The 21,931-nt window shown below is 31.5% G+C and carries 28 protein-coding genes and 3 pseudogenes; all 31 read right to left on the bottom strand.

The genetic code is table 11. The annotated features are described in order from the left end of the window. Nucleotides 1–146 precede the first annotated feature (146 nt). Nucleotides 147–281 (bottom strand): hypothetical protein, encoded by a 135-nt coding sequence (locus A9G03_RS12715; RefSeq protein WP_257006531.1) that lies wholly within the window; start codon nucleotides 279–281, stop codon nucleotides 147–149. 121 nt (nucleotides 282–402) lie between these two features. Beyond that, nucleotides 403–654 (bottom strand): hypothetical protein, encoded by a 252-nt coding sequence (locus A9G03_RS04690; RefSeq protein ID WP_065798548.1) that lies wholly within the window; start codon nucleotides 652–654, stop codon nucleotides 403–405. Nucleotides 655–674: 20 nt separating this feature from the next. Next, on the bottom strand, nucleotides 675–1,058 hold the full coding sequence (locus tag A9G03_RS04685) for an SMI1/KNR4 family protein (RefSeq protein ID WP_179854739.1): 384 nt from the start codon (nucleotides 1,056–1,058) through the stop codon (nucleotides 675–677). A gap of 60 nt (nucleotides 1,059–1,118) precedes the next feature. Beyond that, nucleotides 1,119–1,421 (bottom strand): hypothetical protein, encoded by a 303-nt coding sequence (locus tag A9G03_RS04680; RefSeq protein WP_065798546.1) that lies wholly within the window; start codon nucleotides 1,419–1,421, stop codon nucleotides 1,119–1,121. 304 nt (nucleotides 1,422–1,725) lie between these two features. After that, nucleotides 1,726–2,592 carry a hypothetical protein gene (locus tag A9G03_RS04675; protein WP_065798545.1) on the bottom strand — a complete coding sequence of 289 codons (867 nt, stop codon included), beginning with the start codon at nucleotides 2,590–2,592 and terminating at the stop codon, nucleotides 1,726–1,728. A 192-nt stretch (nucleotides 2,593–2,784) separates the two neighbouring features. Continuing rightward, nucleotides 2,785–3,111, bottom strand: coding sequence for a DUF7716 domain-containing protein (locus A9G03_RS04670; RefSeq protein ID WP_065632880.1), 327 nt, complete (start codon nucleotides 3,109–3,111; stop codon nucleotides 2,785–2,787). Nucleotides 3,112–3,224: 113 nt separating this feature from the next. Next, nucleotides 3,225–3,647 (bottom strand): hypothetical protein, encoded by a 423-nt coding sequence (locus A9G03_RS04665; RefSeq protein WP_082209401.1) that lies wholly within the window; start codon nucleotides 3,645–3,647, stop codon nucleotides 3,225–3,227. Nucleotides 3,648–3,912: 265 nt separating this feature from the next. Beyond that, nucleotides 3,913–4,485: a hypothetical protein gene (locus tag A9G03_RS04660; RefSeq protein WP_065798544.1), complete on the bottom strand. Its 573-nt coding sequence runs from the start codon at nucleotides 4,483–4,485 to the stop codon at nucleotides 3,913–3,915. 140 nt (nucleotides 4,486–4,625) lie between these two features. Next, a complete protein-coding gene (locus A9G03_RS04655; RefSeq protein ID WP_065798543.1) occupies nucleotides 4,626–4,904 on the bottom strand; it encodes a hypothetical protein in 279 nt (92 codons plus the stop codon). 127 nt (nucleotides 4,905–5,031) lie between these two features. Next, entirely contained in the window at nucleotides 5,032–6,051 is a 1,020-nt protein-coding gene (locus A9G03_RS04650; RefSeq protein ID WP_065798542.1) for an SMI1/KNR4 family protein, read from the bottom strand. A 278-nt stretch (nucleotides 6,052–6,329) separates the two neighbouring features. Further along, nucleotides 6,330–6,995: an SMI1/KNR4 family protein gene (locus A9G03_RS04645; RefSeq protein ID WP_065798541.1), complete on the bottom strand. Its 666-nt coding sequence runs from the start codon at nucleotides 6,993–6,995 to the stop codon at nucleotides 6,330–6,332. A 249-nt stretch (nucleotides 6,996–7,244) separates the two neighbouring features. After that, a complete protein-coding gene (locus A9G03_RS04640; protein WP_065798540.1) occupies nucleotides 7,245–7,478 on the bottom strand; it encodes a hypothetical protein in 234 nt (77 codons plus the stop codon). Between the two features lie 2 nt (nucleotides 7,479–7,480). Continuing rightward, nucleotides 7,481–7,816, bottom strand: coding sequence for a hypothetical protein (locus tag A9G03_RS04635; protein WP_065798539.1), 336 nt, complete (start codon nucleotides 7,814–7,816; stop codon nucleotides 7,481–7,483). A 409-nt stretch (nucleotides 7,817–8,225) separates the two neighbouring features. Beyond that, complete coding sequence (locus A9G03_RS04630; protein WP_065798538.1) at nucleotides 8,226–8,669, bottom strand: hypothetical protein; 444 nt, start codon at nucleotides 8,667–8,669, stop codon at nucleotides 8,226–8,228. A gap of 136 nt (nucleotides 8,670–8,805) precedes the next feature. Further along, a complete protein-coding gene (locus A9G03_RS04625) occupies nucleotides 8,806–9,402 on the bottom strand; it encodes a hypothetical protein (protein WP_218837091.1) in 597 nt (198 codons plus the stop codon). Nucleotides 9,403–9,916: 514 nt separating this feature from the next. Beyond that, nucleotides 9,917–10,168: a hypothetical protein gene (locus A9G03_RS04620; RefSeq protein ID WP_065798537.1), complete on the bottom strand. Its 252-nt coding sequence runs from the start codon at nucleotides 10,166–10,168 to the stop codon at nucleotides 9,917–9,919. Nucleotides 10,169–10,685: 517 nt separating this feature from the next. After that, complete coding sequence (locus A9G03_RS04615; protein WP_065798536.1) at nucleotides 10,686–11,183, bottom strand: immunity 26/phosphotriesterase HocA family protein; 498 nt, start codon at nucleotides 11,181–11,183, stop codon at nucleotides 10,686–10,688. Nucleotides 11,184–11,309: 126 nt separating this feature from the next. Next, a complete protein-coding gene (locus A9G03_RS12710) occupies nucleotides 11,310–11,546 on the bottom strand; it encodes a hypothetical protein (RefSeq protein ID WP_257006532.1) in 237 nt (78 codons plus the stop codon). Next, nucleotides 11,534–11,959, bottom strand: a pseudogene (locus A9G03_RS12835) (RHS repeat-associated core domain-containing protein); the annotation flags it as partial. The pseudogene A9G03_RS12835 and the gene A9G03_RS12710, both read right to left, overlap by 13 nt. 64 nt (nucleotides 11,960–12,023) lie before the next feature. Continuing rightward, nucleotides 12,024–12,572 (bottom strand): hypothetical protein, encoded by a 549-nt coding sequence (locus tag A9G03_RS04605; protein ID WP_065798534.1) that lies wholly within the window; start codon nucleotides 12,570–12,572, stop codon nucleotides 12,024–12,026. 105 nt (nucleotides 12,573–12,677) lie between these two features. Next, the gene (locus tag A9G03_RS04600) at nucleotides 12,678–13,046 is read right to left on the bottom strand and encodes a hypothetical protein (RefSeq protein WP_065633672.1); all 369 of its coding nucleotides are present in this window, start codon (nucleotides 13,044–13,046) and stop codon (nucleotides 12,678–12,680) included. Nucleotides 13,047–13,382: 336 nt separating this feature from the next. Further along, nucleotides 13,383–13,730 (bottom strand): annotated as a pseudogene (locus A9G03_RS12830) (RHS repeat domain-containing protein); the annotation flags it as partial. Nucleotides 13,731–13,845: 115 nt separating this feature from the next. After that, nucleotides 13,846–14,778 carry a hypothetical protein gene (locus A9G03_RS12315; protein WP_082209400.1) on the bottom strand — a complete coding sequence of 311 codons (933 nt, stop codon included), beginning with the start codon at nucleotides 14,776–14,778 and terminating at the stop codon, nucleotides 13,846–13,848. Nucleotides 14,779–14,891: 113 nt separating this feature from the next. Then, a complete protein-coding gene (locus A9G03_RS04590) occupies nucleotides 14,892–15,557 on the bottom strand; it encodes an SMI1/KNR4 family protein (protein WP_065798533.1) in 666 nt (221 codons plus the stop codon). Nucleotides 15,558–15,801: 244 nt separating this feature from the next. Further along, nucleotides 15,802–16,245 carry a hypothetical protein gene (locus A9G03_RS04585; protein WP_065798532.1) on the bottom strand — a complete coding sequence of 148 codons (444 nt, stop codon included), beginning with the start codon at nucleotides 16,243–16,245 and terminating at the stop codon, nucleotides 15,802–15,804. A gap of 136 nt (nucleotides 16,246–16,381) precedes the next feature. Then, nucleotides 16,382–16,978 (bottom strand): hypothetical protein, encoded by a 597-nt coding sequence (locus tag A9G03_RS04580; protein ID WP_065798531.1) that lies wholly within the window; start codon nucleotides 16,976–16,978, stop codon nucleotides 16,382–16,384. 287 nt (nucleotides 16,979–17,265) lie between these two features. After that, nucleotides 17,266–17,763, bottom strand: a complete 498-nt coding sequence (locus A9G03_RS04575; protein WP_218056791.1) for a hypothetical protein — start codon at nucleotides 17,761–17,763, stop codon at nucleotides 17,266–17,268. A 378-nt stretch (nucleotides 17,764–18,141) separates the two neighbouring features. Then, a pseudogene (locus tag A9G03_RS12825) lies at nucleotides 18,142–18,376 on the bottom strand (RHS repeat-associated core domain-containing protein); the annotation flags it as partial. A gap of 143 nt (nucleotides 18,377–18,519) precedes the next feature. Further along, on the bottom strand, nucleotides 18,520–18,948 hold the full coding sequence (locus A9G03_RS04570) for a hypothetical protein (RefSeq protein WP_065798530.1): 429 nt from the start codon (nucleotides 18,946–18,948) through the stop codon (nucleotides 18,520–18,522). Between the two features lie 1,310 nt (nucleotides 18,949–20,258). Beyond that, nucleotides 20,259–20,666, bottom strand: a complete 408-nt coding sequence (locus A9G03_RS04565) for an NTF2 fold immunity protein (RefSeq protein WP_065633234.1) — start codon at nucleotides 20,664–20,666, stop codon at nucleotides 20,259–20,261. A 773-nt stretch (nucleotides 20,667–21,439) separates the two neighbouring features. Further along, the coding region (locus A9G03_RS12535) for a hypothetical protein (RefSeq protein ID WP_065798529.1) at nucleotides 21,440–21,931 on the bottom strand (492 nt) is incomplete at its 5' end.

The raw sequence follows: 21,931 nt of genomic DNA, 5'->3' as shown, positions 1-21,931 counted from the left end.
ATAATATGAATTATAAACTATATCCTTATTATCGAAATTTGAAGAGTAAGGAGGTTGAATGCTATCAATAAAATTTGTGATTTCAGTTGAATATACATTCATGTAAAATACATATGTATGACTGGCATTTTGGTATGTAAGTAATATTACTGCTTTGCTTCCTTTTTATTGTCTAAAATAATTTTATTCCTATTAACTTTAATATAAGGATATGATTTTAATTTATCTTTTAAAAAAATTTGTAATTCTTTTTCAAATTGGGTTCTCAATTCTTTAGACATCGTATATTGCCTCCAAACCTAACGCTTTTACCACTGTGCGTAGCTATTTCCATAAGTCCTTTTTCACCTTTAGATAATATAATAGTTAATTTTGTTTGATTTGAATTTATCTATTAGTTTATTAAACCCTGCTCTCGTAATTTAGCGAGAACTTCACGCCCTTTTTCAGAAAGTTCCATTTTTTTAAATAAATAGCACGTCTGTTTTCAGGCGTTATTGAAATTGATTTAGGATATTTTATGAAAGAATCTAAGCTATCATCTGAAAAAGGAATATTCGGGTTATTGTAATCATCTTCATCTGGATCATAGTCATCTTCGACTTCTATTCTTGTTATCATCGCTAATAAGGCATCAATGTCGTTGGCGACCAATTTTAAGTTTGTATCTTGTTCTAAATACCCCCTTTCATATCAAAATATAGATCATTAACTTCGTGACCCCAGTGATAAATTTTACCCTTCGGGCTTAAACAAAGTAGGTCACCATAATTAAGGCTAGCTATCGCTAAATAATTTTCTGGAATGCGATCTAAATAGCTGTCATTGATTGCCAGTAAATCTTCTGTATCTTCTTTTGAAAAACCAAAAATAACCTCTAAGGGTAACGCTTCGCCATCGCAATTAATACAATAGTCTATTTCAGCTTCATCATCTAAAATAATCACATTATATTGTTTTAGAAATTCGATATCGGCATGATTTATTTTTGTATTTAAATTTAACTTTGTAATACATTTATCAATATCTTTTGGAACACTGTATTTTGATGTAAACATTTTAACTCCAAAAATATCATCCATAAATAAAAACAGATCAGATATTAATTTCGATATCATTCAAATTGGTAAAACACCCTTTATACCAGAGAATTTTTGTACATTTATATCCAATGATTTAAAATAATTTAGTGCATCTGATATATTTGTAAATTGCTTAATGTCTTCTACCCCATAATCTTCTATAATTTCTATTTTCTTTTCCATGATATGAAAAATATAGGCATTATATAAACCATTTTTCTTTTTAAGTGCATATTGAAAAAAAAATCGCTCACCGTCTATCTCTTTTATTTCATCAAAACCTCTAACCTTACCCTGCTCTATAGCCGCAATGATTTTTTCAACTAAAACATTACTCATCACTATCTATCCTTACGTTTAATATTTATCATGCTTTTAGTAATAAATTATTAACTTTTTTTTGATTTTACAGTTTGGGGGTGTTCTTATAAAGATTTTATACTCCTAGAACATGAAAATTATTTTACATTTAATACAGATGGTTCAATCCATATCATGAAGTTAAGATGACACTAATTGAGGTTAAACCCAGTTAGTAACCCAAATGGGTCTGGCTGTTTAAGGTTAAAGTCGACGGCACGGTTACTATAGCTGTGAAATTTTTTTAGTATTTATTTCTATAATAAGACTGATTTAATAAAAACTATATATTGTTTAACTTATTCATTAATTCTTTCATGCATTTGTTTGCAATTTCTTTATATTTTACAGCTTTCTTTTCAGAATAATTTTTATCTAACATTTGTTCAAACTGAGCCATTGTACCCCAAAAATCCTTAGTTTGAATTGAAATTCCGCCGTTAACCCAACAAACAAAAAGTAATTGAGGATTATCTTCAGACATTTGAAAATAAACAACATTCTGTATTTCATTTACATCCAAATATATGCCTAATTTAACATATAAACTTTTAGGTAATACACGAATTTTAGTGGATTCAATATTTAAATTACCCTCAACGGATAGATTTTCAGGTAAAGTCTCGATATTTGAAAATTTCAAATCCAAATTGCCTTTAATAGAAAGGTTTTCAGGTAATGTTTTTAATTCAGTAAAACCTAAATATAAACTACCTCCAACAAAAAATTTTTCAGGCAATACTTTGATTTTTGTCATTGTTAAATTTAAATCACCTTTTACATTTAAATTTTTTGGTAAAGTAGTTAATTCTGTATTTGCTAGATTTAGGCTTCCATCAGTAAAAAATTTTGAGGGTAATGCACTGAGTTCGGTATTGGTTAAATAAACACAACCCTTTACGTGTAGTTCTTCTGGTAATATTTTGATTTCTGTATTACTTAAATCTAAATCGCCAGTAACTAAAAAGTTTTTTGGTAATGCTCTAATTCTTGTATAAGTTAAAATTAGATTGCCATGCACTGTTAAATAGTCTGGTAAAACTGAAATTCCACTATTTCTTAAATTTAAATCTTGAAATACAGTTATTTTATTGTCTTGTAAAACAAATTCTATTTTTTTCTTATTCAGTAATGTTAAAAACTTTTCCATATGATTTGCTTTTTCATAAACAAAATAATATTGATAAATAAACCACTTTGTAACAACTATTTACTTATGCTTGAAGTCAACATATAAATAAAAGATAGCTTATTAAATGAATAAATTCAGTAATAAAATATTTAATATTGTAAATAATGTTACGTATTTAAAATGGTAAGTCCAACGACATCCTTCATTTTATTAATCTAAAAAAGCATCATTTTCAAGATAATAAACAAGAGCATCTAATATATCCTCTTTTGTAGCATTAGGATGATGGTCTAATTTATACTCAATAATATCTAAAAAAGTTTGATATTCTATCCAATCTTGATACTTATCAGGATATTCATCACATAACTCACTCAGTTCCTCTTCTTCTTCATCGTTTTCAGGAAGATAAAAAGTTCCATTTCTTATATTTTGTTTTTCATAGCTTTTTTTAGTACTTGTATATAAAAAACCAAATAATTCTGGACGCTCTTTATAAAGAACTAATAATCCATCAATACCCATAATAGTTTTCATTTATTATCTCCAATCATTATTAACGATACGTTATTTTTTGCTGCCACCAAACCATCGGCATGGTATATATTTTATGCTATTTTTGTGATCTTTATAATCTATTTTTAAACTGTTTAATTAAGTGTGAGCATCGTTAATTTGCCTTCCAATGATAAAGAAATAATCAAGCCTTTTCCTTCAAGATTAACAACATCGCAAAATTTATTTATATTCCATTTTTTTAATTTAGATAGTTCGAGCCATTTATCTAGTGTCCAGTCATTTACGCTACCTAGCGTCACCATCTTTTTTCTAATACCATGCATATCAATACTTATATTTATTACAATGTTATTTTCAGATAAAACGCTGACATTACCATACAAATAGTTGTATATTTTAGATTTTTTATTTAGTTTTGCTTTTGGTAGTTCTGGTTCACCCAATGTTTCATCAATAAGAGAATCCGGTGATCCAACATGTAACTTGTTAAGTTGTAAACTATTAATAATATCCATTATCTCAATTTGAAACATTGGGCTCCATTCTTTATTCATTATTGACAACCTATCTTGGCATTATATTTATGTACATTTTATTGAATATCCCTGTAGTCTCTTGAATTTCTTCTTCCACTTAAATTCTTAAGTTTAATAAAGATGGTGGCTTGGGTTGATAATAATAGACTTCACTTAACGTTTTTCCCTATTTTTAAAAACAGAATATTGTATTTTTGCTCTTATTATGAATGGACTAGTCATCACTCTATTTGAAAAATTATTAATTTTTAGCTAACTAATAATTGCATTTTAGGCAAACTTATTAACCATAAAAATATTGCATAAAACGATCAATGTTTTCGCCTAAAATCGGAGAAAGCGCCATTTTTATTTTGGGTAAAAATTCAGGTTTTATTTCATCACAATCATCATTTGTATATATTTCATAAATATTATATTGGTTATAGACAATATCAACAATTACGGTTAATGCTTGTATAAATTGAAGAAAATTATCGGCGATTTTGAACGGTTCTAAAACGTCATATGCAGCAAAAATAGAGGGGCTATTGTTCTCATTATGAAAGTTGAATAAGATAGGTTCGCCGCCTCCGTTCTGTTCTAAAAAAACAATATAATCTTGCTTTTTTAAATTAGAAAAAGAGTAATTGCTGTTTCGTTGTTCTAAATTTAAATAGTCAATAAATGCTAAAGAAGACATGCCCGTCTCTATAACAAGCTGTTGTAGCTCAAATTGACGGTAAAACTCGATTAAACATTGATTGTTATGTAAATAGGATGAATCCACCTCTTTTGGGCTTTTAGCTAAGTACTGACCATCATCATGTTTTTTTAATATGTCTAATAATCTTTCGAATGCATTAATTTCTAACATTTTTTATCCCAATACCTTTAACCATTTAATAATTTTCAAATAATGGCTGTTTATCAATCATTCTTTAGCCACTATTTTTATAACTTACACGGTATATTTGTTTTCAATTCAAGTATTGAATAATACTCGACCTGTTTTTTTTAATCACCCTCTGCGATGATAATTTCATTTTCATTGCTAGCTTTAACAAGAAAATTAATAAAGTTGATAATGTCGCTGTCTTTACTCTTTGCTAAATAGCTAATAAGTATTTTTTGATGATCGGGATAAATTCTGGTTTTACCATATGGGTCAATAGAAATCCCAGTTTTTTCTTTTAAATAGCAAAATGAGTTTTCTAATTTTTTAATGATATTATCATGTAAAATTAACGATGGTTTAATGCCATCGAAATCGGATAAATAAGAAAAATCGATCATAAACAATACGTTTAATACACAATATATTGTGTATTATTTTATCGTGTACGATATTACAAAAGCAATTTCTATGTTAAATGCGTTATCGGTATTAATCTTGCGCAGTACTATTAGTCATCAGATATTTTTAAAAATCTTCCAGATCTTCATCACAAATTAATTTAGACATAAATTCATTAAAGCTATTACACAGGAAAAGTGTACTTTTGCTTTGATTATCTAATACCGATAGATTGTCAGACCATGTATCAAAGGTGCAATAGTAAATTTTTCCATTGTTGATATTAATACAAAAGTAGTTACCACCCGCGTCGTTGGCAAACGGCAATAATTGTTTCGACAATAATTCTCTATTCCAAAATTGTTGGGCAATATGATCCATCAAATAGGCTTTATTATCATTTAAAGTTGCATAATATTTTATCGGAACTAATTCATGAATCGTGACATAATCATATTCGCCTTGTGGATCGATCCAAGTATTATTTTCGGGCATTCCACCATTCTGTTTTAATAAAAACGCTTTTAATTGTTCGGGGATTTTAATTTTTAAGATACTTTCAATCTCAGCAATATCATTGGTATCAATTGATTTTTCAGAATGATAAAATTGGTTACTTTTACGGGGTTTGATATCTTCATATTCGATAGCGTAATCGTTATCTTCTTCATCCGCGGTCAGACAACCTAAGAAATGTTCTAAAGATTCAGATAAATAAATACTATTTTTTTCGAAATTTTGTTCTTTACTAAGCGTTGTATCCCAAACTGATCTTAGGTATTGATATATAGCACCAGTATCAATATTTATACATAAAAATCCATTCTGGTAACTGCGAGCAAATGGTAGTAGAAACTTAGGTAATTTGTCTTCATTCCAATGTTGTAATGCAATTCCCTCTATTACAAATTTGGGATCATTTTTAAATGCTTGATTATATTTTATTGGAATAAAATTTGAAATTTCAACAATATAAGCTGGCTCGCCTACCTTATACACGCTCTTATATACAAGGCCACCATTGCAAGTAAGATACAGCTGTTTTAAGGATGACGGTAATTGAATACCTAACTTATTTTCACATTCTGTTAGGTTATCAATAGTTAACTTCTTTTCGCATTCATAAAAATTATTTTTGTCAAACATCCCTTTCACCTAATGATAAATCTATAGCGTTGGGTGGGTATTATCTTAGCTTTTCCCCTGGTTAATTAACCCTACTACTGCGTTACTTTGCTTAATAAGTTTTTATTCAATCGAATAGTTATATCGTGACACTGTAACAAACAGGCAAAATGACATCATGACTTGAATGACATCTTACGCTGTACACTTTTCTGCTATAAATGAAAAAGCGAAGATGTCAGCTATAAAATCAGTTTTAACCAATTTACATATTGACTATTTTGGTAATGAATATTTTTTTATTTTATTAAATCTTGTTCACGTAATTTAGTTAGTACTTCACGCCCTTTTTCAGAAAGTTCCATTTTTTTTAAATAAATAGCCAGCCTGTTTTCAGGAATTATTGAAATTCGTTTAGGATATTTTATGAAAGAATCTATGGTATCATCTGGAAAAGGAATGTTAGGGTTATTGTAATCATCTTCATCTGGATCATAATCGTCTTCGACTTCTGTTCTTGTTATCATTGCTAATAAGGCATCAATGTCGTTGGCGACCAATTTTAAGTTTGTATTTTGTTCTAAATACCCCCCTTTCATATCAAAATATAGATCATTAACTTCGTGATCCCAGTGATAAATTTTACCTTTCGGGCTTAAACAAAGTAGGTCACCGTAATTAAGGCGAGCTATTGCTAAATAATTTTCTGGAATGCGATCTAAATAGCTGTCATTGATTGCCAGTAAATCTTCTCTATCTTTTTTTGAAAAACCAAAAATAACCTCTAAGGGTAACGCTTCGCCATCGCAATCGATACAATAGTCTATTTCAGCTTCATCATCTAAAATAATCACATTATATCGTTTTAGAAATTCGATATAGGCATGATTTATTTTGGTATTTAAATTTAACTTTGTAATACATTTATCAATATCTTTGGGTATACGATATTTTGATTTAAACATGCTTATTCCTTACATAATCAAATTGATGCATTATTTTTATAATAAAAGCTTTTTTATTTTGTATTGATAAAATATCATACTTAATTATTAAACGCCATTACGATGCAACTCATTAATTTAAATAAATATTTAAGTTGATAAACTATTATTCTAAACTGGTGATTTTGATGTTCGACAGCAAAAGCCACTCAAGATATAGAGAAAACATAAAAGTGTAGTAAAACGCTATAAGCAAGTTTTCTCGCTTAGTTAGGATTGTAGTAAATTGTTATTAATAAAAGAGATGACGTCGTCTTTATCCATTTCAAATTCTGGACTTGCATCAATGCCGCTTAAATAATCGATAACATAGGCTAGTTTTGCATCAGTAATACGATGATCTAAATAGAATTCAAAAGCATAATTCGCCACGTTTGACGCAGTATAATTATTATCAAGCAGATAAAATAATCCGTTTAAAAACAATAACCTTAAGTCATTCATATTCATCCATCTATTATTTGTGAATTTAAATTACTCAATATATCAGCGTAAAAAAACGTTTCGTTATAAGAAAAGATCATTCTATTTTTAGAGGCGATAAATAGAATACTTGTTTCGTCACTAGGGTAAAAAAAATCATTCCATGATTTTATGAAAATATTTACTGGGACAATTGCACTTGCTTTTTTATTCCAGAAGAAAAACACAAATGGTACATCTATTAATTTATTTACAAAAAAATGAGAAGATTTTTTTGGATAATCAAAATTTAAATCAACTTTTTTTCTAATAGAACAGAATGATGACTTCATTTTTATTAAATGTTCAAATGGAAACATCATATCCCAAAAGCGACTAGATTCATCTTCATCAAGAAAAATTATCCTCTTTTTTTCTTCAGAAGATAAGATGCATTCTGTAGAGTTGAATCTCCAACCAATTGGATATTTTTTTCATCAATAGTAAAACTTTCTCTATTCATAATAATATAGTCTAGTACCAACAAGATTTTAACCGTACTTGATTAGCATTATTTATTTTTATGAAAGTTCTATTTCTTTTGAAAAATCAAATGCAACCAGACCGGCTTCTTCTACTTTTTTGCCTAAATACTGTCCCTAATACCTTAAATTCTGTTATATCTGGCTATATTCTATTTCTTGTATCGGTTTGCCGCACAATTAATAGCTATATATATTTTTTCCAACTCTGGCAATGACGCCTTAGGCACTATTAGTTTTTAAGTTATCAATCCTCGAGATCTTTCAGCCATTTTTGATATCTTTCTGGATCCTTTGCAATCAATGTTTTTAATGTTTCAAACACTTCGTTTATCCCTGAAGGATCCACTTTATATTTATTAAATACAAAAATAATTCCCTCTGCGATGGTATCAAGAACATAGAACATTTGTTGCGTATAACAACTAAACGTTTTATAAGGTATAAAAATTGAGAAATGCACCTCTTTGCGTTTTGATAAGGTTAAAGGACCGTAGACTAAATTTTTGTGTTCTTGCGTGGCAGAGATAGTAAAAACTAAATCATAATCTGTTGTTTTAAACAATTTGTCATAATGTGGAAGCGTTTTGTTTAATTTATTGAGATTTTTTATCAACGGATTTAAAACCGTATTTGTAATTTCGTAGCGAATGCCAACTTCAGCCCACAATAATAAAAAATCAATTTTCATTTACATCGTCCTTTCGATTTATCACTGTTTTGATTGCCAACTGGAATTTTTCCTGTTTTTGTATAATGCTCCTCAATTTTCAGTGTCGCTACTGGTTTTGTTGTTGGAAAGCGTTTTCAATAGAATCAGTATCTTGCTATTTAACCTTGACTTTCTCTACAAGTACACCAACTAATTTAATATTTTTCAGCCTTTCATAAATACTTTCATATATTAGCAAACCCATTTCAGTACAGCATATTGGGTAAGGTGGATATTCGCTCTCAAGTAAAAACCTCGGCGCTCTTTCTCTTCTTGAGTGGAAATGGCATTCAGGACAGACAAAAAGACGCTCATTTTCAGGAATAGGTTGTCCATCAAAAATATATGGTTTTTCACCTCTCAGTACAACGTAATCATATTTACTAATAAAAGTTATAAATGGCTGTTTATGCTTTTCACTTTCCACTTTATTATAAATAAAACCTATATTTAAATGTTTTTCAGCATCTTCACCCAGCAAACTAAATAAGCGCAGCGACATAATACTAGGTATCAGAAGACGACCTACCATGGGCATATCTAGATTTTTCCTGATTTTCCCATCCGTAATCACATCCATACCACCGTGAGGTAGTTTTACTCTATGGCAATAATGACAAAATTGCTCTTTATTTTTACGCTTCCATTCGGGAACGATATCGACAGTGTCCATTCCTGAATAATACAGGTGATAAAGTTGTTCACGCATCATTCATATACCTTATATCTATTATTAATTATATTTTTCTTCAATATTTGTTAGACAATCTACATCAGTTTCCTAGCGGCATCAAGAACTGCATCAAAAGACGGTTGCTAGCTTTGCCCAGTCGATGTTTTCGATACGGCTTCGATTAGGCGGTGTTAGGCATCGTAGTAGTAATACTGCGTGCCGCTGGCAATTTGTTTGCTGTGGTACGTCGCAAGTGTATCGAATGCTGCGGACGTGTGGTGGTAATTTGTTTACTTAGTTAATTGTAGTGATGGCTGCATGCGCCTTAAGCATCGGTTTCTCTTAGAAGCATCTTCTTAGAACTGTAGCTGAAATGATGTGTTGGCTTCGACTACGGTTAATGTAATGGTAATTTGGGAAAGATGATAAATTAAAAGCAGATTTACCTTTCAAAACTTATCTTGGCAACCTCCTTCTTTTCCTATTTAGTAGACTATAGTTATAACTTGTTCAACATAACACTTAATAAAGAGTTTGCGGACGAGTTTATTTACTAGTGCATATAATTTTCTTTGGTTAAAGGTATTTTGGTAGGTGCTGGCGATGTTACATCAGGAAATAAAAATTTTTTAGATTCATCCCAATTAATGCCATTTTCATAGAATTTAAGTAGATGATTTTGGATGTCTTTAGAATTTCCATTCATTCCTGCATACTCTTTGGTTTGAATAATATCTAAGTAATCTTTTACGGTTAGCTGTGGAATCAAAACTTTTTGATCTACAGAAGTATATCTATCATCCATTTCCACCAGACCTATCTTTTCTGCTAATGGACCTGTATAAGTGATAATTTTGGACTCCTGTGGGCGTACATTTTTTTGTACATGTTCATCTTATATCGAAACTAATAACTCTTTAAGTTTGTGTGCAGCTACTGAATAGATAAATAAGATATTAACCTTATTCAGGTCTACCCCATCCCATTCATCTTTATCATTAAATATATTAAAAAACTCCATCCAATGGTTTTTTCTGGATTGCGCTAATGAATACAACCCATCTTTTATATAGACGCCGAATATTGTAATTTACTTGATTTATTTGTTTTTTGGTTACCATTTCTTTCCATCAGTTTTTTAAGTATTCATTAAAAAACACATACAATTTTATTATGAAAAAAAGATAATATTCATGTTTACTATTAGTTATTAGTATAGTAATTATTTTTCAATGCAAATTAAGTTGATATCAAATTATTATTTTAATTCATTAGATAACTAAATTGATATCCATAATAAAAATAGATGTTATAAAGAAAGCTTAATGTACATTCAGCTTAATATTAAAATTTTTCATTAATTGTTTAATATGATAATCATTAAGTGGCGATACGCGAGGCAAAGATTCAGCTTCTTTTTCAGATATCAATGTTTCATTTTGCCATATGTCTACTTTTTTAAACCAAGGCTCTATTCCATATGTAAAATATACATTTTGCATATTATTGGGTGAGTAGTTTTGTTGATGCCCAATTATTCTCCAATCACCTTCAAATTTTCTATCAAATAGTAAATAGCTATCTAATATTACCGGATCAATCATTCGGTGAGCATTTCTAATTTTTGCTTCTGATAAATCTGGAGAATTGGAAATAATATCGAAAATTTCAGCAATATGGCCAACTATAAATTTAATAACAATTCTTCCAAAACAATAATTTTGATTATCTAATTTAAAACAGAATATGTCTCCGGCTTTAATGTAGCGTAACATCGTACGAGGTTTTTTATCCCAACCCCATATTTTAAAATCATTCATTAGCACTTTCCTTTCCCTGACTTACCCTTCTTTACATCACTCGCTTTTTTACTGTTATAGGTTTCTTGAAATATTTTAGCTCTATCATCATTACGCTGATAGTTGATGGAATTATATTTATTTCCTCTATTTGTCGAAGACAATTCTTTCTCTTATTTTACCAGTTCTCGTTCCATACGTTTCAATATAATATTGTTCATAACCTCTTGCGTGCCCATAAATAATATTTTTTTCTAATACTTCCATTCGTCCAGATGCAGATAATCTTCCAGTTTCTCGATGTTCAATCGTTCTTCTGTCAATGTCATTGGTAATGCCAATATAGTAAGGCTCTCTAGCCCCTTGGTTAGATAATGTATCCAATTAGGCGCATACTGATACAAATTAAACCCACCCAAGAGCCCAATCGGGTCCGGCTGCGTGAATCTGCCTATATCCGGGTCATAGTACCTGAAAGTATTGTAATGTAAGCCTGTTTCTCTGTCTAAATACTGTCCCTGATACCTCAGGTTCTGTTGTATCTGGCTGTGTTCGATTTCCTGTATCGGCTTGCCCCACAGCTGATAGCTGCATGTCCATACAATGTGACCGTCTTCATCAGTGAGTTCTTCCGGGGCACCGTTGACATCGGTGTGGTAGTACAGCACTTTTTGTTCTGTACCGGTGGTGGTCTCTACTCTGGCTAAGAGTTCATAGCCGCTTTCATTAGTGTAGATATAGACGCTTTTGCTTCTGTCGGTACGGGTTTCCTGAATTATGCTTAGCCCGTCCCACAGATGGCATTTCGTTTATCAGATGTCTTGCCTGACTATTGTTAATAGCCAGGTTTACTAAATTAAATTATGTGTATAAATCTATTCCTTTTACTTTATTTTTAATAAAAAACTGTCGTAACGACTCTGAAATCACAATTCGCCCTTCAGATTCTTCACACCTTGCCATACAAAATTGCTCATTTATATTTTCTTTAAAGACCATTTTATAAAATTCTTTTGGTCCATCAGGCAAACTTTCTAATAATGGTATATATTCAGATTTATTCATATCAATACATGATATTAAACGAAGAAAATTTAATGCCTTATAACCAGAATGGCTGCAACCATTAACAATTATAGTTGCCTCTATTAGCTGGACATCATGTAAAAAATCTTGATTGTTTGAAAGTAAATTGGCAAGTCTAGGCGAGATAAATTCAGGACCATCACTGAAAAAAAAATCATAAGATAATAAACGTTTTTCACTGACTTTGTTTTCTATTTTAAAAACTAAGGGTTTATTTGTTTGAATCTCCTTGCATTGTAAAAATTCGTAATTGGCAACTACAGTTGAGTCATATTGAAACCAATAACTATCAGGATAATTACCTATCATAAATCTATAAATCATATCAATATCCTTTGGAAGGCCTAATTGAATTTTTATTTAAGGTAGGATATAAATATTTAGAAAATAGCCGGGAGAGATAGATTTTCCCGACATTAGATATAACATCTATTCATATTTACTAAATTTCTCTATCCAACCATTTTCTGTAAAAAGTTCACCAGATAATCCATCACTGAGCTCAACAATGTTTTTTCCATCATTCCCATCTTGAGATATCAACAACTTCATGTTTTCTTCATTTTGCTCAAGCATATTAAGAACATTATAAATAACACTGTCAATAGAATTAAAAACTACCTTTTTCAAAACTTTAATTTGATTTTCATCAAAGGCTTTTATTTCATTACTCAGCTCAATAGAGCTTTTAGATTTCATTCTACCATTTAATATGGCTTCAAACTCAAAAATAGATTGATCTCTGATACTAGAGATAAACTCTTGACCAAAGGAATCAAGTAATTTCTTATCTGACATATTAATTACTCCTATCTAATTCCACGGTATATTTGATGGTGAAGTTACACCCTATGATCTTAAATTCCATAAAGATTGAGCGACAAAATCCCTTTCCTTTTTAGTGGTAGCACCACCGGCCTTTAAGAGCATCTACAGCTATTTTTGTGTGTTCAGCCAAGGTATTCGGGCGACCACTCTTAGCCAGTTGATAATTAGTCATATCCTGATGTCGCCATTCTTTATGATTCATATAGTCCTAACTAATTGAAAAACCTTTCTTAGGATCATAGTTTGGATTATTTTTAAAACCAGCTTTCCGATAATGTGATGCCCGACAACATCTTTATATTCACCAACACCACATTTACTTAATTCAAGTGGATCTATCTGGATCAATAGGTTGTTTGGTGAATACGCATACTGGTTTAATCCACCTGCCAGCCCTATGGGGGCAACTGTGTGAATCTACCTATATCAGGGTCGTAGTACCTAAAAGTATTGTAATGTAAGCCGATTTATTTGCTAAATACTGTCCCAATACCTTAGGTTCTGTTGTATCAGGCTGTGTTCGATTTCCTGTATCGTTTTGCCCCACAGCTGATAGCTGCATGCCCATACAATATGACCGTCTTCATCAGTAAGTTCTTCCGGGGCACCGTTGACATCGGTGTGGTAGTACAGCACTTTTTGTTCCGTACCGGCGGTGCTGCCTATTCAAGACAATGGGGTTCTGTCAGTATCAAGGTATGACAATTATAGCCGGCTATAACAAAGTTGAATCCAGTACAGACTATAAAAGTAAAATATTTAAAATTAATTATTTTTTACTTTCTCTGATTTGAGCTAAGCCATTTTCAAGACGACTAAGATTTTCATATTTGTTAGCAGCTTGACTTCTATTTAAATATTTAAGCCATCCCTCTACAGCTGTATTAAATAATGCTAGACCTTCTGGTGTTACATTTTCCCTTTTTATAACTGTGTCGGTTTTTAATTTTCCTTGCTCATCAAAGGGCTCAATATCGATCAATAATTTATGTTTTTTTAAAAAACCGAATAAAGCTGTGGCAGTTTCAATAACAGCATCTTGAAGTTTTTTACTTTTATTTTTATTAAGCAACATAGGAATATTGTATAAAGGATAATCAATTATTTCTTTATTGAATGCAATTTTTAAATCCTTAACATTGATATATCCTAGCATTTTCTCACTCAATAAATATTCCAAATCAATATCTTGGTACGAGATTTTATTCTTTTGTATAGCATATAGACTGATTAAAAATGGATAAGCGTATGCGTGTGGTTTATACATTATATCCTTAATCAATTTTTTATTTACTTCGATAAGATTATAGGCTCTTTCAAGATAGATGGTATTCAATATTTTAAGTATTGCATCAAAAATATTTTTTTTCCCACTTTCTGTTTTGGGTAGTAAAATCGGAACAGAATTCTTTTCATCAAGATAATTTGACTTATAAATACTATCCAACTTATGTAGATTCGATGGGTAAGGAGGTGAGATATTATCAATGAAATCTTTAATTTCAGATGAATATACATACATATTGAATACATATTGATAACCACTGTTCATATATTCAAAAAATATATTTGCCTTAGCTCCCTTTTTATTGTCTAAAATAATTTTATTCCTATTAACCTTAATATAAGGATATGATTTTAATTTATCTTTTAAAAAAATTTGTAATTCTTTTTCAAATTGGGTTCTCAATTCTTTAGACATCGTATATAGCCTCCAAACCTAACGCCTTTACCACTGTGCGTAGCTATTTCCATAAGTCCTTTTTCACCTTTAGATAATATAATAGTTAATTTTGTTTGATTTGAATTTATCTATTAGTTTATTAAACCCTGCTCTCGTAATTTAGCGAGAACTTCACGCCCTTTTTCAGAAAGTTCCATTTTTTTTAAATAAATAGCCAGCCTGTTTTCAGGAATTATTGAAATTCGTTTAGGATATTCTATAAAAGAATCTAAGCTATCATCTGGAAAGGGAATGTTAGGGTTATTGTAATCATCTTCATCTGGATCATAGTCATCTTCAACTTCTGTTCTTGTTATCATCGCTAATAAGGCATCAATGTCGTTGGCGACCAATTTTAAGTTTGTATCCTGTTCTAAATAGCCCCCTTTCATATCAAAATATAGATCATTAACTTCGTGATCCCAGTGATAAATTTTACCTTTCGGGCTTAAACAAAGTAGGTCACCGTAATTAAGGCGAGCTATTGCTAAATAATTTTCTGGAATGCGATCTAAATAGCTGTCATTGATTGCCAGTAAATCTTCTCTATCTTTTTTTGAAAAACCAAAAATAACCTCTAAGGGTAACGCTTCGCCATCGCAATCGATACAATAGTCTATTTCAGCTTCATCATCTAAAATAATCACATTATATCGTTTTAGAAATTCGATATAGGCATGATTTATTTTGGTATTTAAATTTAACTTTGTAATACATTTATCAATATCTTTGGGTATACGATATTTTGATTTAAACATGCTTATTCCTTACATAATCAAATTGATACATTATTTTTATAATAAAAGCTTTTTTATTTTGTATTGATAAAATATCATACTTAATTATTAAACGCCATTACGATGCAACTCATTAATTTAAATAAAGATTTAAGTTGATAAACTATTATTTCAAACTGGTTATGTCGATGATTGATAGCAAAAGCCACTCAAGATATAGAGAAAACATAAAAATGTAGTAAAGCGCTATAAATTCTCAAAATTATCAGTCCTCGAGATCTTTTAACCATTTTTGATATCTTTCTGGATCCTTTGCAATCAATGTTTTTAATGTTTCAAACACTTCGTTTATCCCTGAAGGATCCACTTTATATTTATTAAATACAAAAATCATTCCCTCTGCGATGGTATCAAGAATGTAATACATTTGTTGCGTATAGCAACTAAACGTTTTATAAGGTATAAAAATTGTGAAATAAACCACTTTGTTTTTTGACGATGTTGTAGGACCGTAGACTAAATTTTTGTGTTCTTGTGTAGCAGATATAGTAAATACTAATTCATAATCTGTTGTTTTAAACAATTTGTCATAATGTGGTAGAGTTTTGTTTAATTCATTAAGATTTTCTATCAACGGATTTAAAACTGCATCAGTAATTTCATAGCAAACGCCAACTTCAGCGTATAATTGTAAAAAATCAATTTTCATTTACATTGTCCTTTCGGTTTATCACTGTTTTGATTGCCAACTGGAATTCTTCCTGTTTTTGTATAATGCTCATCAATTTTCACTGTCTCTACTGGTTTTGTTGTTGGAAAGCGTTTTCAACAGAATCAGTATATTGCTATTTAACCTTGACTTTCTCTACAAGTACCCCAACTAATTTGATATTTTTCAGCCTTTCATAAATACTTTCATATAAAAGTAAACCCAATTCCGTACAGCATATTGGATACTTCGGATATTCGCTCTCAAGTAAAAACCACGGCGCATGTTCTCTTCTTGCGTGGAAATGGCATTCAGGGCAAACAAAAAGACGCTCATTTTCAGGAATAGGTTGTCCATCAAAAATATATGGTTTTTCACCTCTCAGTACAACGTAATCATATTTACTAATAAAAGTTATAAATGGCTGTTTATGCTTTTCACTTTCCACTTTATTATAAATAAAACCTATATTTAAATGTTTTTCAGCCTCTTCACCCAGCAAACTAAATAAGCGCAGCGACATAATACCAGGTATCATAAAATTACCTACATCGGCCATACCTAGGTTTTTCCTTATTTTCCCATTCGTAATTACATTCATACCACCGTGAGGTAGTTTTAGTGTATGGCAATAATGACAAAATTGCTCTTTGTTTTTATGCTCCCATTCGGGAACGAGATCGACAGCGTCTATTCCTGAATAATACAGGTGATAAAGTGGTTCACGCTTCATGGATATACCTTATATCTATTATTAATTATATTTTTCTTCAATATTTGTTAGACAATCTACATCAGTTTCCTAGCGGCATCAAGAACTGCATCAAAAGACGGTTGCTAGCTTTGCCCAGTCGATGTTTTCGATACGGCTTCGATTAGGCGGTGTTAGACGTCATAATCTAATACAGGGTGCCGTTGGAAGTCTCATTCTAGGTGTTACAATAACGTCAAGATTTGTGCTAATCAATCTAGAGTAGGTTAATTTTTTGAGATAAATTACATTATTATTTTAAATAAATATTATTTTTCTTTTGGTTCCCAAAAAGAATCATCAGAAACAAAAATCTCATTCAGTTTTAAATCTAAAGGAATAGATTCAATATAATCAGCCATTTCATCATACGGTGAAGGAAGTGTAAAAGACATACCGTAATCTTCGTCAACAATAAGCGTACCATTTAGAATGCGCTGACTTTTTGTTAACAAGATAAGTTCTTTCATCGTAATTCCCGCATACAATTTTTTCTTATATTTCCCTTGATAATGTTCATTACATCCTACAGCAATAATTCCACCTTCAGAATTAGTAGAAATTATTATTGTCCCAGCCTCTAAAAAATATGCATACATTTTTTCATTAAAAGGGTAAGGGGTCATATATTCTTTTACTTCGACCGTAAAATTTTTGTATATTTCATCTAAATAAAAATCTATATGGCGTTCCAATTCAATATTTCCTAAAGATTTATAGCTAACTATATCTGCATTAAAATCAATCATTTTCCATTTTCCATTCATAAGCATTCCGTCAATATAGACAGGTGAATCTTGAATACGATCATAGTTTTTAAATTCCCCATGGCCAATTCTACCTAAAACCTCATCTGGCCCTTTGCCTGTTGATTTATAGACTTTCCAATAATCATTACTGTGTATATTAGGTTGAGATGCAAAACCACCTGTATGATAATCCAGTTTATATGTTGTACCAGATTTAGTTGTTTTAACATAAACAGTATATTGAATAGCGTTCGGATTTTTTGCTTATGATTTTGTTACCTTTCTCCCTTTCGATATCAAGTAATCATAAATTTCTTCTGGCTTTTTACTTGTCAAACGATTTAACCAACGTTTAGTTACGCTGTTTTTACGTTTGAATCCTTTAGAAGGTTTACAGCTCCAGCCCCTAGGTTCGATCCACATCAACCCATTAGGCGCATACTGATAAAATTAAACTCACCCAAGAGCCCAATCGGATCCGGCTGCGTGAATCTGCCTATATCTGAGTCGTAGCACCTAAAAGTATTGTAATGGAAGCCCGTTTTTCTGTCTAAATACTGTCCCAATACCTTAGGTTCTGTTGTATCTGGCTATGTTCGATTTCTTGTATCGGTCTACCCCACAGCTGATAGCTACATGCTTATAAAATTTTGCGACATTTAACTGCCAGCTATAAATATTTAAATTCATATCAAATTTTTAATCAGTGAAAATAGTTATGTTAAAATCCATTTTTCCTACAGCATAGGTATATTATCTAGTCTATATAATACTTTAAAAAATACCTGTTAATTTTTTTCTTGATATTTTTAAATCTTTAGCAATAATCTCAACATAAAATGAATCACTTTGGATAATGTAATGATAATATTCTCCAATATCATATTTATCCCACTCAGAAAAAAAAGAACTTCTTTCTATCTTCAATTTTTCTAGCCAGGATGAATCTTTGACAATCCAATAGCAAGCACGGAAATCATCGTCTTCACGAGGAATATAATAACTTAAATTTTTATTACGTTCGTATCTCATGGCCCAAACATAAGAAAAATCGAATATACCAGTAAATACAGAATATTTAGCAGAAGAATTCCATATTTTAAAAAAAGCAGTTAATGAATCTCCTTTTGACTTCAAAACAATATCATCATTTGGAGCCTGCCAATAAGGTAGCTCTATTGCATATGCCATATCTTTCTTCATAATATTTATCTTTCATTTGCAAATTGAAGTTTTACCTTTCCTTTTTAGGTAAAGCATTTTTTTAAGTTTACAGTTGCAATCTTTCAAATCAACAATATTTGTTTGAAAGATTAATTTTATTGGTTAAGTTTTATTTTTCCGTAGTTATTCCTCCACGGATCAATCCACATTAGTGATGTTAGGCGCATACTGATACAAATTAAACTCACCCAAGAGCCCAATCGGGTTCGGCTGCGTGAATCTGCCTATATCCGGGATCATAGTACCTGAAAGTATTGTAATGGAAGCCCGTTTTTCTGTCTAAATACTGTCCCAATACCTTAGATTCTGTTGTATCTGGCTGTGTTCGATTTCTTGTATCGGTCTACCCCACAGCTGGTAGCTACATGCTCAAACAATGTGACTGTTTTCTTCAGGGGTGCCGTTGACGTCGGTGTGGTAGTACGGCACTTTTTGTTCCGTACCGGTGGTAGTCTCTACTCTGACTAAGGGTTTATAGCCGCTTTCATCAGTGTAAATGTAGACGCTTTTGCTTCTGTCGGTACGGGTTTCCTGAATCATTCTTAGTCCGTTCCACAGGAAGTGGGTAAGGTTGTAGGCTTTGCCCGCTCGGTCTATCTTGTGCTTTTCGATACGCCTGCCTAAGGCTTCGTAGCTGTCGTACTGCGTACCTTTGCAATCTGTTTGCTAAGGGTACGGTCGTATGCGTCATAGGTATATTGCAGTCCACATAAGTTATGTAACTGTCTGCAACGTATTAGGTTCTGATTTTCGCTTTTTCTGTCTTGGTGCAACAGTTTTCGATTCGGCCGGTGCGGTCATAGTGGTAGTCGGTATGTCCTTGATGAATGTGTTTTTTACTCACCAGTTGGTCGAGGTTATTGTACTGGTCGTAGCGTTCGGTGAGGATGTCGGGTTGGATAGTGTTGTGCGTTTGTGTTGTAGGCGGCTGTTACGGTCATAGCTGAATTCGGTGTTGAGTTGTCCTTGGCTACGTAAGATTTCGCGATTTAGGTGGTCGCGTTCGATGTCGGTGATGGTTGTGTAGTCTAGGTAGATTTGGTGTAGATGGTGGAACCTAATACAGGCTGTTGAGGGTGCTCCCGCCAGTAGTATGGTGGCGATGCGGTTACCCGTTTTGCTGTACTGATAGCATAACGTCAGAAATAGTTAGTAATTTCAGCTATGCTGCCTGCGGTAAAGTCGACAACGTTAGCATTATGAAGGTGATTAAACGTTAATTGTTTTCACTTAAATTCTTTAGTTTAATAAAAATGGTTGATTGAATTGATAATAATATTTAAGAAAAATTAAAGAGTATATTTTTCCCATTTATTATCTATGTCATCGTAAACTTCTTTTTTATCAATCAGCCATTCATGATTTTTAAAATGTAAAGTATATCGAAATTGATCTTTTACACCCTTTTGTTCTTGAGTATATATTACTATTTTAGTATTTTTCAATTCTTCGGTTTTTAAAAATTTTTCATCTGGCGAATATTCAGGTGGATTACCACAGCCCAATGAAACTTGTCGGCCATATTTTCGCTCTTTCTTTGTACAGAATTTATTAAATATACAATTCAAATCATTAATCATACTTAAGCGAACTTCCTCTGATGAACCATTTTTTACAAGTGGATAATAATGTTTCTCCCAATTATTCATTGCAATAATAAAATTTTTTAAAACATTTTCTGCATTTTCTAAACTCATTTTATTTACCTAATTATAAGATACTTCGCTTAACACATTTTTACTATTTTGAGAAACAGAATATTGTATTTTTTGACCTAGTACTACCTTTGTCATAAATAAAATTCCATGCAATCTTTACTGCTCCATTTTTTCAATATATCTTCTTACTCACTTCTCAAAAGTTTGGTATTGTCCCCAATACACATATTATACTGTCGCTGATACCTTAGGTTCTGTTGTATTTGGCTATGTTCGATTTCTTGTATCGGTCTGCCCCACAGCTGATAGCTGCATGCTCAAACAATGTGACTGTTTTCTTCAGGGATGCCGTTGACGTCGGTGTGGTAGTACAGGCTTTTTGTTCTGTACTGATGGTGGTCTCTACTCTGACTAAGGGTTTATAGCCGCTTTCATCAGTGTAAATGTAGACGCTTTTGCTTCTGTCGGTACGGGTTTCCTGAATCATTCTTAGTCCGTTCCACAGGAAGTGGGTAAGGTTGCAGGCTTTGTCCGATCGGTCTATCTGGTGCTTTTCGATACGCCGGCCTAAGGCATCGTAGACATAGCCATAACGTTCGGTACAGTTTAATTTTTCGATACGCACTTCGATTAGGCGGTGTTCAGCATCGTAGTAGTACGCTGGCACTTTGTTTACTGTGGGTACGGACGTGTGCGTCGTAGGGATAGTGAGGACCGTGAAAATTAGAGTCGTTGGTTAAAAGATACCTGATTTTAGTTGCGTCTTTTGCCTAGTAGCTTAGCAGTCGCATCTTACTGTAGTAGTATTTATATTATTCCAAAGAGTTATTTTTGTTTACAAATAACCTCCCACCGACTGATAAATTTTTAGGCAATCTTTTAACATTTGTATTGACTAAATTTAAATTTCCATCAACTGACAAATTGTCAGGCAATATATCGATTGAAGTGTTAGTTAAATTCAAATAACCAGCAATTTTTAAATTTTCTGGTAATTTTTTTATATTAGAAAATCCCAAATCTAAACTGCCGTTGATAGAAAAATCTTCAGGTAAAATTTCGATTGGAGTATGTCTTAGAATTATATCACCATTAACAATAATATTTTTTGATAAAAACTCAATTTTTGAAAACTCACAGTTTAAAGAGCCATTAACAAATAAATTTTCCGGCAATGTTCTTATATCACTATAGCTCAGATCTAAATTGCCACCAATAAACAAATTTTTGGGTAAAAATTTAATTTTAGTGTTTCTTAGATTTAAATTTCCTTGAATGGAAAAATTTTCAGGTAATAATTCAAT

This window comes from Gilliamella sp. wkB171 (assembly GCF_001693755.1).
GTDB lineage: Bacteria > Pseudomonadota > Gammaproteobacteria > Enterobacterales > Orbaceae > Gilliamella > Gilliamella apicola_F.
Note: the sequence above shows the minus strand (reverse complement) of the source record. Positions and strands in the feature narration are given on the sequence as shown.

What these genes read in the sequence shown, in the direction of transcription:
- A9G03_RS12715 (WP_257006531.1), bottom strand. Translation starts at nt 281, where the DNA reads ATGTCTAAAGAATTGAGAACCCAATTTGAAAAAGAATTACAAATTTTT.
- A9G03_RS04585 (WP_065798532.1), bottom strand. Translation starts at nt 16,245, where the DNA reads ATGAAAATTGATTTTTTACAATTATACGCTGAAGTTGGCGTTTGCTAT.
- A9G03_RS04675 (WP_065798545.1), bottom strand. Translation starts at nt 2,592, where the DNA reads ATGGAAAAGTTTTTAACATTACTGAATAAGAAAAAAATAGAATTTGTT.
- A9G03_RS04665 (WP_082209401.1), bottom strand. Translation starts at nt 3,647, where the DNA reads ATGAATAAAGAATGGAGCCCAATGTTTCAAATTGAGATAATGGATATT.
- A9G03_RS04685 (WP_179854739.1), bottom strand. Translation starts at nt 1,058, where the DNA reads ATGTTTACATCAAAATACAGTGTTCCAAAAGATATTGATAAATGTATT.
- A9G03_RS04640 (WP_065798540.1), bottom strand. Translation starts at nt 7,478, where the DNA reads ATGAATGACTTAAGGTTATTGTTTTTAAACGGATTATTTTATCTGCTT.
- A9G03_RS04615 (WP_065798536.1), bottom strand. Translation starts at nt 11,183, where the DNA reads ATGAATGATTTTAAAATATGGGGTTGGGATAAAAAACCTCGTACGATG.
- A9G03_RS04630 (WP_065798538.1), bottom strand. Translation starts at nt 8,669, where the DNA reads ATGAAAATTGATTTTTTATTATTGTGGGCTGAAGTTGGCATTCGCTAC.
- A9G03_RS04680 (WP_065798546.1), bottom strand. Translation starts at nt 1,421, where the DNA reads ATGAGTAATGTTTTAGTTGAAAAAATCATTGCGGCTATAGAGCAGGGT.
- A9G03_RS04635 (WP_065798539.1), bottom strand. Translation starts at nt 7,816, where the DNA reads ATGTTTCCATTTGAACATTTAATAAAAATGAAGTCATCATTCTGTTCT.
- A9G03_RS04625 (WP_218837091.1), bottom strand. Translation starts at nt 9,402, where the DNA reads ATGATGCGTGAACAACTTTATCACCTGTATTATTCAGGAATGGACACT.
- A9G03_RS04590 (WP_065798533.1), bottom strand. Translation starts at nt 15,557, where the DNA reads ATGTTTAAATCAAAATATCGTATACCCAAAGATATTGATAAATGTATT.
- A9G03_RS04605 (WP_065798534.1), bottom strand. Translation starts at nt 12,572, where the DNA reads ATGATTTATAGATTTATGATAGGTAATTATCCTGATAGTTATTGGTTT.
- A9G03_RS04565 (WP_065633234.1), bottom strand. Translation starts at nt 20,666, where the DNA reads ATGAGTTTAGAAAATGCAGAAAATGTTTTAAAAAATTTTATTATTGCA.
- A9G03_RS12315 (WP_082209400.1), bottom strand. Translation starts at nt 14,778, where the DNA reads ATGTCTAAAGAATTGAGAACCCAATTTGAAAAAGAATTACAAATTTTT.
- A9G03_RS04570 (WP_065798530.1), bottom strand. Translation starts at nt 18,948, where the DNA reads ATGAAGAAAGATATGGCATATGCAATAGAGCTACCTTATTGGCAGGCT.
- A9G03_RS04670 (WP_065632880.1), bottom strand. Translation starts at nt 3,111, where the DNA reads ATGAAAACTATTATGGGTATTGATGGATTATTAGTTCTTTATAAAGAG.
- A9G03_RS04655 (WP_065798543.1), bottom strand. Translation starts at nt 4,904, where the DNA reads ATGATCGATTTTTCTTATTTATCCGATTTCGATGGCATTAAACCATCG.
- A9G03_RS04650 (WP_065798542.1), bottom strand. Translation starts at nt 6,051, where the DNA reads ATGTTTGACAAAAATAATTTTTATGAATGCGAAAAGAAGTTAACTATT.
- A9G03_RS04660 (WP_065798544.1), bottom strand. Translation starts at nt 4,485, where the DNA reads ATGTTAGAAATTAATGCATTCGAAAGATTATTAGACATATTAAAAAAA.
- A9G03_RS04645 (WP_065798541.1), bottom strand. Translation starts at nt 6,995, where the DNA reads ATGTTTAAATCAAAATATCGTATACCCAAAGATATTGATAAATGTATT.
- A9G03_RS04600 (WP_065633672.1), bottom strand. Translation starts at nt 13,046, where the DNA reads ATGTCAGATAAGAAATTACTTGATTCCTTTGGTCAAGAGTTTATCTCT.
- A9G03_RS04580 (WP_065798531.1), bottom strand. Translation starts at nt 16,978, where the DNA reads ATGAAGCGTGAACCACTTTATCACCTGTATTATTCAGGAATAGACGCT.
- A9G03_RS04575 (WP_218056791.1), bottom strand. Translation starts at nt 17,763, where the DNA reads ATGAATGGAAAATGGAAAATGATTGATTTTAATGCAGATATAGTTAGC.
- A9G03_RS04620 (WP_065798537.1), bottom strand. Translation starts at nt 10,168, where the DNA reads ATGGATGATAGATATACTTCTGTAGATCAAAAAGTTTTGATTCCACAG.